Source organism: Bradyrhizobium sp., assembly GCF_049586575.1.
In the GTDB taxonomy this organism is placed as follows: domain Bacteria; phylum Pseudomonadota; class Alphaproteobacteria; order Rhizobiales; family Xanthobacteraceae; genus Bradyrhizobium.
Genome location: NZ_JBAVCF010000676.1, coordinates 1 through 11,684, shown reverse-complemented (window position 1 = coordinate 11,684; position 11,684 = coordinate 1). Strand labels below are relative to the sequence as shown.

Annotated in this window: 9 protein-coding genes and 1 pseudogene; 4 read left to right on the top strand and 6 right to left on the bottom strand. The window is 63.4% G+C overall.

Annotation, left to right across the window (positions count from 1 at the left end; genetic code table 11):
- From WB528_RS24860 to WB528_RS24845, 4 genes and pseudogenes are all read left to right on the top strand, one after another.
- Nucleotides 1-711: pseudogene (locus WB528_RS24860) on the top strand (hypothetical protein); the annotation flags it as partial.
- 97 nt (nucleotides 712-808) lie between these two features.
- Nucleotides 809-2,026, top strand: a complete 1,218-nt coding sequence (locus WB528_RS24855; protein WP_423891691.1) for a flavin-dependent oxidoreductase — start codon at nucleotides 809-811, stop codon at nucleotides 2,024-2,026.
- Nucleotides 2,023-3,417 carry an MFS transporter gene (locus tag WB528_RS24850; protein WP_423891688.1) on the top strand — a complete coding sequence of 465 codons (1,395 nt, stop codon included), beginning with the start codon at nucleotides 2,023-2,025 and terminating at the stop codon, nucleotides 3,415-3,417. The genes WB528_RS24855 and WB528_RS24850 overlap by 4 nt, the downstream gene beginning before the upstream one ends.
- 37 nt (nucleotides 3,418-3,454) lie before the next feature.
- Nucleotides 3,455-3,619, top strand: a complete 165-nt coding sequence (locus tag WB528_RS24845) for a hypothetical protein (protein ID WP_423891686.1) — start codon at nucleotides 3,455-3,457, stop codon at nucleotides 3,617-3,619.
- A gap of 31 nt (nucleotides 3,620-3,650) precedes the next feature.
- On the opposite strand, the gene WB528_RS24840 is transcribed toward WB528_RS24845, so the two are convergent.
- The 6 genes from WB528_RS24840 to WB528_RS24815 all read right to left on the bottom strand — a co-directional run.
- Entirely contained in the window at nucleotides 3,651-3,797 is a 147-nt protein-coding gene (locus WB528_RS24840; protein WP_423891685.1) for a hypothetical protein, read from the bottom strand.
- A 12-nt stretch (nucleotides 3,798-3,809) separates the two neighbouring features.
- Nucleotides 3,810-5,015 carry a CaiB/BaiF CoA transferase family protein gene (locus WB528_RS24835; protein ID WP_423891683.1) on the bottom strand — a complete coding sequence of 402 codons (1,206 nt, stop codon included), beginning with the start codon at nucleotides 5,013-5,015 and terminating at the stop codon, nucleotides 3,810-3,812.
- A 132-nt stretch (nucleotides 5,016-5,147) separates the two neighbouring features.
- Nucleotides 5,148-8,234: a bifunctional proline dehydrogenase/L-glutamate gamma-semialdehyde dehydrogenase PutA gene (putA, locus tag WB528_RS24830; protein ID WP_423891681.1), complete on the bottom strand. Its 3,087-nt coding sequence runs from the start codon at nucleotides 8,232-8,234 to the stop codon at nucleotides 5,148-5,150.
- Between the two features lie 89 nt (nucleotides 8,235-8,323).
- Nucleotides 8,324-9,484: an OpgC domain-containing protein gene (locus tag WB528_RS24825; RefSeq protein WP_423891679.1), complete on the bottom strand. Its 1,161-nt coding sequence runs from the start codon at nucleotides 9,482-9,484 to the stop codon at nucleotides 8,324-8,326.
- 653 nt (nucleotides 9,485-10,137) lie between these two features.
- Nucleotides 10,138-10,368 (bottom strand): hypothetical protein, encoded by a 231-nt coding sequence (locus WB528_RS24820; protein ID WP_423891677.1) that lies wholly within the window; start codon nucleotides 10,366-10,368, stop codon nucleotides 10,138-10,140.
- A 158-nt stretch (nucleotides 10,369-10,526) separates the two neighbouring features.
- Nucleotides 10,527-11,684 (bottom strand): adenylate/guanylate cyclase domain-containing protein (locus WB528_RS24815; RefSeq protein WP_423891675.1); only part of this gene is annotated, 1,158 nt, incomplete at its 5' end.

Here is an 11,684-nt window from a genome sequence, read left to right as displayed (position 1 = left end):
CGTCTGTTGTCGGATGAAAAGCTCGGGCGCGATTTCAAGGCCTGGCTGCTCGACCCCGTACACCTGAGCGAATTCGATCGCGGCACGGTTTTGATCCCGAAAGAGTTTCTCGCAACGCGCGCGATCGCGCCGACGCCGATCGGCTTTTCCGCCTCGGCGTCGCAACCGGCTTTCGGGCTCATGCAGGGTGAGGGCGAACACCCGGTTTTCTCCGAGGACGATGTGGTGACGGCGCTGCAAAAGGCCGCCGAGCGCGGCATCGCCTTGCAAAACATTCGTTCGGTCGCCGGCTTCGAGCGTCGCCTCAACGACATTACCTGCGCCGGGTGCCACCAGACCCGCGGCATCGGCGGGTTTCATTTCCCCGGCGTCGACTGGATGGCGACCCATCCGTCCAATACGTTGATCGTGCCGGCCTCGCCGCATTTCTTCGGTGACCAGGTTCGCCGCCGCGATATTCTCACCGAAATCCGCGACGGCAAGAAGGTCGACTATAGCCGCGGCTTTTCCGAACGGCCTCAGCTGCGCGGCAGCCGCGAACTGGCCGGCACCGAATATGACGACGGCTGGGGCGCACACTGTTATGGCCTTCACGCCAGGGCGGCCGAGAACGACCGCAGCTTTGTGTCATGGGGGTGCGCCAAGGGGCTCGCCTGCCAGGTCATGAGCGAGGCCTCGCGCATGGGCATGTGTTTTGTCGGCAGCCATTAGAGCACGGCCGAACCTGCGCGAGATTGACAGTAAGCTCACTAATCGTGTTTCATCATCGGAAAGCCGCACCCCAAAAGGGGACGCGGGGGAGGAAACAATGGACGATTTCCTGATCGTCGGCGGCGGCATTGGCGGCTTGACCCTGGGTCTGGCGTTGCACGCCGCCAAGATTCCCTGCCGCATCTTCGAATCCGCAGCCGAGATCCGCGCGGTCGGCGTCGGCATCAACCTCCTGCCTCACGCCACCAAGGAACTCGCCACGCTCGGCCTTGAAGCCGACCTGGCGCGAGTCGCGATCGCGACGAAGGATTCGACCTTCTTCAACCGCTTCGGCCAATTGATCTATCAGGAGCCGCTCGGGCGTTCCGCCGGCTACGACCATCCGCAATTCTCGATTCATCGCGGTGACCTGCAAATGGTGTTGCTGGAGGCTTTTAAGAGTCGCGCCGGGGCGGATCGCATTTTCACCAACCACACCTGCACCGGCGTCGAGCAGGACGATACTGGCGTGACTTTGCGGTTCATGGACGGCAAAAGTGTGCGCGGGCGCGCCGCGATCGCCTGCGACGGCATCAACTCGGTGATCCGCAAGCAGTTCTTTCCCGACGAGGGCGAGCCGCGCTATTCCGGCGTCAACATGTGGCGCGGCGTTACGCGGTGGAAGCCGATCCTGTCGGGCGCGAGCCTGACGCGCGCGGGCTGGTTGTCGCACGGCAAGATGGTGATCTATCCGATCCGTGAAGCAGGCCACGATGGTTTGCAGCTTGTCAACTGGGTCGCCGAGATTGAAACGCCCAACTATCGCCGCCGCGACTGGAACAGAGCAGGTTCGCTCGACGATTTTATCGGCGCCTTTGCCGACTGGCATTTCGACTGGCTCGATGTTCCCGCCTTCATTCGCGCCGCCGATCATGTGCTGGAATTCCCGATGGTCGATCAGGACCCGTTGCCGCGCTGGAGTTTTGGCCGCGTGACACTACTTGGCGATGCGGCCCACCCGATGGTACCGCGAGGCTCCAACGGCGCGGGCCAGGCGATTCTCGACGCGCGGGCGATGACCTCCGCGCTTTCGGCCAGCGCCGATCCCGTCGCCGCTTTTGCGGCGTATGAGAAGGAGCGGCTGGAGAAAACCACTCGCATCGTTCTCACCAACCGCACCAATCCGCCCGACGCCATCCTGCGCGAGGTCTATCAGCGGACCAACGACCGGCCGTTCAACGCGATCGGCGACGTCATCAGTCACGATGAGCTCGTCGCATTTTCCGACAGCTATAAGCAGATTGCTGGCTTTTCCAAAGAAGCATTGCGCGCGTGAGCGGAACATCGACAAAAGACGCTCCAACCGTCGAGGTCGCCGCGTTCATCGATGCGCAGCCGGTCGGCGCCTTCCAGATCAAAGTGCTGTTGATCTGCGCGACCGTGCTGGTGCTCGACGGCTTCGATACCACGGCGATTGGTTACGTCGCCCCGGCCCTGGCGAAGGAGTGGCATATCGGCAAGAGCGCACTCGGTCCGGTGTTCAGCGCGGGCTTGTTCGGGTTGATGATCGGCGCGCTTCTGTTCGGTCCGATGGCAGATCGTGTCGGCCGCAAGAAGATCATCATCTTCTCCACGCTGGCGTTCGGCATCGGCACGCTGATCACCGCACTCGTTAACGACGCCAATGCGCTGTTCGCGATCCGGTTTCTGACCGGCCTCGGTCTCGGCGGGGCGATGCCGAATACCGTCGCACTCACCTCCGAATTTGGCCCGCATCGCCGCCGCGCCACCATGGTGATGGTGATGTTCGTCGGCTTTTCGGTCGGGGCGGCGCTCGGTGGCTTTCTGGCCGCGGCCTTGATCCCGCAGTTCGGCTGGCGGTCGGTGTTTGTGGTCGGCGGCGTCGCGCCGCTCGTTCTGGTGCCGATCCTCGCGGTGAAACTGCCGGAATCGGTGCGGTTCCTGGCGCTGACCGGTCGCGCCGATGCGCGCGTCGCGGAACTGCTTGCCTTCGTCAACGCGAAGGCGGCTTTTGCCGCCGGTACGCGCTTCGTCGTGGACGAACCGGCATTGAAGGGCATTCCGGTCCAACATCTCTTCAGGAGCGGACGAACCCTGGCCACGCTGTTGTTGTGGGTCGTGTTCTTCATGAGCCTGCTCGATATCTACTTTTTGTCGAACTGGCTGCCGACCGTGCTCAACGATCTCGGCGCCTCGATACCGGCGGCCGCCGCGATCGGCTCGATGTTGCAGGTCGGTGGAATCGCAGGCACCTTCGCGCTCGGCAGCATTATCGACCGCTTTTCGTTTCGCGCGCTCGCGCTGGTCTATTTCATTGGGATGTTTGCGGTCGGCGCGATCGGGCAGTTCGGACATTCGGCGGCCCCCGTCACGGTTGCGATCTTCGTCGCCGGCTTTTGCATCGTCGGCGGGCAGATCGCCGCCAACGCGCTCGCCGCCGGATACTATCCGACCTCGGTCCGCGCGACCGGCGTTGGCTGGGCGCTGGGTGTGGGACGGATCGGCTCGATCGTCGGTCCGCTCGTTGGCGGCATCCTGCTCAGCCTGAAATGGAGCGCGGGCGAAGTGTTCGTGGCGGCGGCCGCCGCGGCGCTATGCGCGGCGCTGGCGGCGTTTTCGCTGGGAAGGTTGGCGGGTTTGGGCGGAAGCGGCAAGGCCGCACCCGATGAGGCGCCGCTGGCGGCGGTGACGCGGGCTGACGCCTAGGCTAGGCTAGAGGCGCAACCACCGCAGGAGCTGCGCTGTGACCGATCCGACCGGAGAAAGCAAGGAACGCAACCGCGAGATCGCCGCCAATGAAAGCGCGCGGCAAACCGTCAGCTCCATCCGCGTCAGCGTATGGGCGATCGCGGTCGCCGTGGTCATTGGCCTCGCGGCGTTCGGCTGGGTGATGATCAACAACAAGTAGACCGCGCGAGCTTCTATTCAGACGTAATGTGTCAGCGCTTGCCGGGCAAAAGGTCATAGGCCGAGCGCCAGCCGGGCAGGGCGGCGACCCGGCCGAGCCAGCGATCGATCGCGGGGTGACTGGTCCTGAAATCATATCCGGTCTCATCGCTTGGATAGTGCAGGCGGTAGAGTGGCATTCTCTCAGACTCTCACGCCACAGTGCCGGACGCCTTCAAATTCCGGATCGCCGTTTCGTCGTAGCCGGCCTCGCGCAGAATTTCGTCGCTGTGCTCGCCGATTTCGGGCGGACGCTTCGGTTTGACCTTCTCGCTGCCATCGACCCAGATCGGGCTGTTGATCGTGAGCATGCCGTTGTCTTCGAACGGCACCAGCACCTCATTCTCGATCATCTGCGCATCGCCCGGGATATCGTCGAGGATGCCGACCACGCCGAACACGAGACCATTGCCGTCGAGTGCCTTGCGCCATTCGGCAAGGTCGCGTGTCGCAAAGATCTGGTCAAAGATCGCGATCAGTTCGAGCGAGCGGGCATGGCGGTCAGGCTTGGTGGCAAATCGCGGGTCATTGGTGAGGTCTTCGCGCCCCAGGCAACGGGTGAGCGCCGGCCATTGCCGCTCTTCATTTAGAAGCGACAGGATCAGCCAGCGGCCGTCCTTGCAGCGGTAATGGTTGGTCACGGCATTGAGTGCGCGCTCGCGCGTGCGCCGTTCCTGGAATTGCGCTCCGCATAATTTAGCCTGCGCCAGCACGCCCGCCGACCAGACGCCGTTCGCCATCAGGTTGGACGAGACGTGCGAGCCCTCGCCGGTGCGTTCGCGCTTGTAGAGCGCAGTGACGATCGCGCCATAAAACGCCATCGCGCAAGGGTGATCGCCCATGCCGGGAACGGAGCGCGCTGGCGTCGTGTTCTCGTCCGCGCGCACAAGATCCATCAGACCGGAACGCGCCCAGAAGGCGTTGCTGTCGAAGCCTGGCTTGTCGGCTTCAGCCCCCTTCTCGCCATAGCCGGTGAAGGAGGCGTAGATCAGGCGCGCGTTAAGCGGCTTGATGTCCTCATACGAAATGCCGAGGCGCTTGCGCACGCTGGGTGGAAAATTGGTGATGAAGACATCGGCCTCGGCAGCCAGCCGATACAGCACGGCGCGCCCTTCCGGTTTGGAAAGATCGAGCGCGAGACTGCGCTTGTTGCGCGACTCCAGCAGCCACGCGAAGTTATGCGGGCTGATCGGATATCCCGGCAGCTTCGGCAGGTTGCGATAGGGGTCGCCGGTTCCCGGCGGCTCGATCTTGATCACCTCCGCGCCGAAATCCGACAGCACGGTGGCGGCCGCCGGCGCCGCGATGAAGCTCGCGCAATCCAGAACCTTCAGTCCTTCGAAGATGCCGCCTTCCATGATGAGATCGTCCCTCTCGCGTTGTTGATCTTATTCCGCGCTGTGGAAACATTTTTTCCCGCAGGGGTAACCGATGTATTGATCGATAACGGCGGCCGACGCAACGGCAGTCTGGGCCGCCAACAGTGGCGCCTAATCCTGGCCCGAAAGCAGCGTAGCGTTGCCGCCCGCCGCAGCGGTGTTGATGGTCACCGTCTGCTCCGTGGCAAAGCGCGTCAGGTAATGCGGGCCGCCGGCTTTAGGCCCGGTGCCGGACAGGCCGAAGCCGCCGAACGGCTGCACGCCGACCACCGCGCCGATGATGTTGCGGTTGACGTAGACATTCCCCACTGGGAGCCGCTCGACCACCGCATCGATCACGTCGTCGATCCGTGAATGAATGCCGAGCGTGAGCCCGTAGCCGGTGCGTTCGATCGAAGTCAATACGTCGTCGAGGCGGCCGGCTGCGTAACGCAGGACATGCAGAATTGGGCCGAATATTTCTTCGGTCAATTGACCGGCGTTTGAGAGTTCAAAGATATACGGCGCGACATACTGGCCTGCTGGCGCCCGGCCTGCAAAATGCACGCGCGCCTCGCGCGTCATCCGCGCAATGTGCGCCTCCAGCTTTTCCTTGGCTTCGGCATCGATGACCGGACCGATATGTGTGGCGGGGTCCCTGACATCGCCGATTTTCAGTTCGCGTGCCGCGCCTGCGATCATCTCGATCGTGCGGTCGGCGACTTCTTCCTGCACGAACAGAATCCTCAAAGCCGAGCAACGCTGGCCCGCCGAGCGGAACGCCGAAGTGAGAACGTCATCGGTTACCTGTTCGGGCAGCGCGGTCGCGTCCACGATCATGGCGTTGATGCCGCCGGTCTCCGCGATCAGCGGCACGATCGGGCCGTCCCTCGCCGCCAACGCGCGGTTGATGGAGCGCGCAACTTCAGTAGAGCCGGTGAAGACGACGCCGGCAACGTCGGGATGGGCGACGAGTGCCGCACCAATGCGGCCATCGCCGGTCACGAGATGCAGCGCGGAAGATGGCACGCCAGCTTCGTGCAGCAGACGAACTGTTTCAAAGGCGATCAGGGGCGTCTGCTCGGCGGGCTTGGCCACCACCGTATTGCCGGCCATCAGGGCCGCGGTGATTTGGCCGGTGAAAATCGCGAGCGGAAAATTCCAGGGCGAGATCGCGACAAACACGCCGCGGCCGCGCAGGCCCAGTACATTGCTCTCGCCCGTCGGGCCCGGCATGGCCTCGCCTGCGTCAAACAGGCTGCGGCCCTGTGCGGCGTAGTAGCGGCAGAAGTCGACCGCCTCGCGAACTTCCGACACCGCGTCATCGAGCGTCTTGCCGCCCTCACGTTGCAAGAGCGCGATGAAGCGGCCTGCGCGTTGCTCCAGAAGATCGGCCGCGCGATCGAGACAGTCCGCGCGGCCGGCGGCCGGCGCGCGGCACCAATGCGAAAATCCGGCGCGAGCCGCCATCATCGCCGTGTTGGCATTATCGATGCTTGCTTCGATCACACTGCCGATGGAAATCGTGGGATCAACGGGGCTTGCAAGCTGTCGTGCGACACCACCGCTGGCCTTGCCGCCGATCAGGGCGGTCGCGGGGACCGGCGCGGTCCCGGCTTTGACGGCGGCGAGCAGTGCCTGAAGGGCCGCACGGTCGCCGAATTCGACGCCGCGCGAGTTCTGCCGCTGCGGCCGGTAGAGATCGGCAGGCGGCGGAATATTCGCATGGCGGGCGTTGGCGGCCGTGCCGATGATGTCGGCCGGGCGCCGCAGCAGTTTGGCGACCGGCACGGTCTCATCGGCGGCGAGCGCCACAAAGGAGGAGTTGGCGCCGTTTTCGAGAAGGCGCCGCACCAAATAGGCGAGGAGGTCGCGGTGGCTGCCGACGGGGGCGTAGGTGCGGCAGGAAAGCACGGGATGATCGGTGAGCAGTTGCGCATAGAGCGCTTCGCCCATGCCGTGCAGGCGTTGCAACTCGAAACCGCTTTCGCCGCCGGCAAGTTCCAGAACGGTTGCCACCGTCAGCGCGTTGTGGGTGGCAAATTGCGGGAACAGTCGCGGCCGTAGCTTGAGCAGGTTTTCGGCGCAAGCGATGTAGTTGAGATCGGTCATCGCCTTGCGCGTGAAGACGGGATAGTCGGGCAGTCCACGCTCTTGCGCGCGCTTGATCTCGGTGTCCCAATAGGCGCCCTTGACGAGCCGCACCATCATGCGCCGGTTCAAGCTGCGGGCGAGTTCGTCCGTATACTCGATCACCGCGCCGGCACGTTTCTGATAGGCCTGGATTGCGAGGCCGAAGCCATCCCAGCCGGCGAGCGAGGCGTCGGCAAACGCCGCCGCAATCACTTCCAGCGAAAGCTCGAGCCGGTCGGCTTCCTCGGCATCGACGGTGAGGTTGAGGTTGTAAGACCTCGCCCGGTGCGCCAGATCGATCAGCGGTGGTACCAACTCGTCAAACACCCGCTGCCGGCTCAACGCTTCGAAACGCGGATGCAGCGCCGAAAGCTTGATCGAAATGCCCGGCCGATCGGGCAGGGGCCGTGCGCCCGCGCTGGCGCCGATGGTTTCGATGGCGCTCGCATAGGCGTTGAAATAGCGCTCGGCGTCTTCAGCGGTGCGCGCCCCTTCGCCGAGCATGTCGAAGGAGTAGCGGGGGAAGGCGCCCGATTGCGCCCGCGCCAGCGCGGCCTCGATGGTTTCGCCGAGTACAAAATGGCTGCCCATCAGCCGCATCGCCTGCCGCGTCGCGGCCCGTACAGCCGGGGCGCCGAGGCGCTTCACCAGCCGGCCGATGGTTCCATCCGGCGTTTCGCCCGGCTGGATCACCCGCGCCGACAGACCGAGCGCCCAGGCCGAGGCATTGACCAGGAAGGCGCTCGATTTGGTTTCGTGGTGGATGAAGTCGCCCTCGCCGAGCTTGTCCTCGATGAAGCGGTCGGCGGTGGCAGCATCCGGCACCCGCAGCAGCGCTTCCGCCAACACCATCAGCGCCAGGCCCTCCTTCGTCGAGAGCGCGAATTCGCGCAGCATGTCCTCGACACCTCCAAGCGGATCGTCGTTTGAGCGGATGGCTTCGATCAGGCGGCGCGCCGTGCGGTCGATCCGCGCCTCGCGATTCTCGTCAAGGCGGCCCGCGGTCAATAACCGCGTGGCGATGGCAGTATCGTCCGGCGCGTAGGGCGCCGTGAACGGGGGAACGGAAGCGGGTTCGAATTTCATCGCATGCCCCGGCGCGGAATCTGCGCCAAGCATACAATCAAGCCGCCTTCAAAGGAATCGGCATCAGCGCGAAGCGCAGCCGTCGGATTTTAGCCGGCCCGGAACGAAGGAGTCTGCCCGATCGGCGACGTAAGCTTGCGGTCCTGGCGCTTCGACCAGGACACGTAGCTTGCTGCGAGCGTCATGATCGCAATGCCGGATACGCTGACCAGAATCTGGGCCGCAAGCGAACCGGAGCCGGTCACGAGGATGAAGTGACCGGCCAAAGAGAGGAACACGCCGACGCAGAATACCGACAGCGATTGTTCGCCGCAGACGATCAGCGGCCTGAGGATGGGCCAGTTCAACCCGCGCCAGTTCTTCGCGATCATGCGCGTTGCGAACAGCGCCAGCACCAGGAAGTGCAGAAGCCGGGAGAAACCGAGATTGACCCTGTCATTCGGAATGAAGGCGTCATGCAGCCAGGTCGGCAACATGTCTCCGAACATGGGGAAGCGTCCGGCCATCGTGATGCCAAAAGCAAAGATGAGATAGGCAATCCCGAGGTAAGCCCAGGCCGGCGCCCGCAAGCGGTTGCCAAGCCGGCGCGCGCCGCCAAGCGCGCACCAGGCGCCGAGCACGAAGATCAATTGCCAGCAGAACGGATTGAAGAACCAGTTGCCGTCCGGAAAGGTCGACAGCGTCCACTCGAACTGACGTGCGGCGACGTAGAGCGCGAGCGAGGCCGCCAGGGTAAAGTCAGGCGCCCGCAACATCAGCCACAGCACGACAGGAAAACACGCCGTCAACGCGACGCAGAGCTGGAGCAGATCGAGGTTCAGCGCCCTCGATTGCAACAGAAGGCCGTTGGCGACGGTGCGGACGGGCTCTTCCAGAAGGCCCGCGATGTTGAATTCATAGATGATGTCGGGCGCGGCATAGCGGGTCGCGACATCGCCGATCGACACCGCGTAAATCGCAAACAGCACGATGAACGCTGCATAAAGCTGCCAAGTGCGCCGAAGCACCCGAGTCGCGCCGACGATGGTGCCGCGTTGGAGCATGATGGGCGCAAAAGCGAGCGCCGCCGCATAGCCGGAAATGAAGACGAATACGTCCGCAGAGCCGGAGAAGCCGAAGTTGCGCAGCGTAATCCAGCTCACCATGTTGTTCGGGATGTGGTCCAGAAAGATGAACCAGTTCGCCAGACCGAGAAACAGATAGAGCCTCGTGTCGCGCGCGTGGCGCACGAGAGCGGAAGTGCCAGTCATGAGATTAATTTCTTGGTGCGGCGTTTTGCCGGTGATGCTTCGCGTCGAGTTAATGCCGTTCGCGCCGGCTTGCAACCCCGCTCGCCGTTATGTGAATCAGAGGTGATCTTGCCTTGTGTATATCGTAAATTCACAAGGGAACACGAAGCTGTGAGCCTCGGGAATATTTTTGGAAACCGGCAGGCGAATCAGATTGGCGCGGCGTTCGCGCCAATCGTTAACTGCGGATGCGCGAGAGGGAGCGGAAGGCCGCCGGCGCGAGGAGTGGCGTTCGCCCCATACTTGATCAGCAGGGCGAGAACGATCGCGAGCAGAATGGCGAAAAGCAGCCGTCGTTTCATGGCGGCAATAGTGGCACGCGCGTTCGCCGAGTCAATTCCGGATCGCCGGCCAGCGGTTCTGTCGTTTCCGAAAACGGCCGGCGCGAAAATGCGACGCTCCGGCCGCTGACAGTGGAGTGGATTTGACATTCGCTACCCTGTAGCCGCGTATTCGCGATGCGATTGTCAAATCCAAAACTCCACTAGAAACCATATTTGCCAGCGGTCCTTTGAGTCTAACATTCGCAAAAGCGCTCGCTGAGAAGGGATGCGAATGTTAGAATTGGACCACTAGTGGCCGGAGCCTTTTCAAAGGTGCGCAACGAAGGCCGGTCAGTAGGCGCAGAGATTCACGGTGCGCAGGCGGTAACCATAGGGCGTGAGCACGCGGCGCGTCACCAGGCATTCGTCGTCAACATAATCGACGCCGATGCCGAAGCCGCCGAAGTGGTGGTGATAGCCACCCCAGTGGCCCCAGGGCTTGGCGGATGCGGCGGTCGAAGCCAGTGCAGCGGTGCTGAGAGAAGCGGCGGCAGCGAGTGCGATCGTCAGTTTGCGTAACATGGTCGTTCTCCTCGAATGTGCGCAGGTTGCGCGGGTTGCAGTAGTCTCACCCCATAGCAGTCGCGCTGTTTCAGAACGGGGTTCGAGGCCACCCCACCCGATTCAAGGAAATTTTTCTGAATGCCTGTTCAGGTTCAGCGCGCCAAAAAGCGAGAGCGTCAGGCGGCAACCGGCTCTTCGCCGTTAACCAGGGTGGACAAGGCTTCGGCATTGACGACGATACACACGTTCATCGGTCCGGTGCGGCCACGGATTTCGACGTCTTGCTGCGGTAGTTCCTCGACCCTGAGGCCTGCGGTGGCGCGCACTTCGTCCGAGAAGATCACCTCGCAGCCAAGGCTCTTGGTCATGTCCTGCAGCCGTGCCGCCACATTGACGGCATCGCCGAGTGCGGTGAACACGATATGATCGCGGTAACCAATGTCGCCCACGATCACCTCGCCGGCGTGAATGCCGATGCCGAAGCGGATCGGTTCGCGCAGGTCGTTTTTGAGGAACTGGTTCAATTCCTCGACGTGAACCGAAATACGCGCTGCCGCCCTCAGCGCCTGACGGCAGGCGGTCTCGCGACTGGTTGCAAGTCCGAACAATGCCAGTTGCCCGTCGCCGAGAAACTGGTTCGGCTGGCCGCCGCATTCGATCACGGCCTTTGAGACCGCGCCGAGGAAGCGGTTGACGATAAACACGGTGTCGAACGGCAGGCGATTTTCCGCGAGCCGGGTCGAACCGCGCATATCGACGAACATGCTGACGAGATATCGCTCCTCGCCGATATGCGAGGGGGCGCCGCGACGGGTCGCCACCGTTTGCGGCGTGAAGATCTGGAAGAAGGAGAGGTCGTTCTCGGGCCGGAGCTGACAGGCGAGCCGGATCGCAGGATCCGACGTGCTCCCGACCCGGTTGAGGATGAACGATTCGCGGTTCGAGGGCTCCGGCAACGACGTGCAGTCGCCGATCACCCGAATCCGGCAGGTCGAGCAGCGAGCGCGGCCGCCGCACACGCTCGCATGCGGAACCTGATGACGCAGGCTTGCCTCCAGCACGGAAAGGCCCTTCGGCACGCGGACGGTGCGGCCATTGCCGTAAGACAGCGTGATCATGCCGCCGCGCCTCTCCCGAAGGGTACGGACTCCGCGGGCCACCAGCACCAGTCCAAGCAGGACGAGATAGCCGATCATGAAATGACCCGTGATGTTTTCGAGCCTATTGGCCTGGGCCGGCGTCCCGACCTTGTCCGGGGAAAGATTGGCTGCCCGCCACGCCGGATCAGCGCTTTCTTTCACGATCGTGCGGCCGCTCTGGTAGAGGCCGAGCAG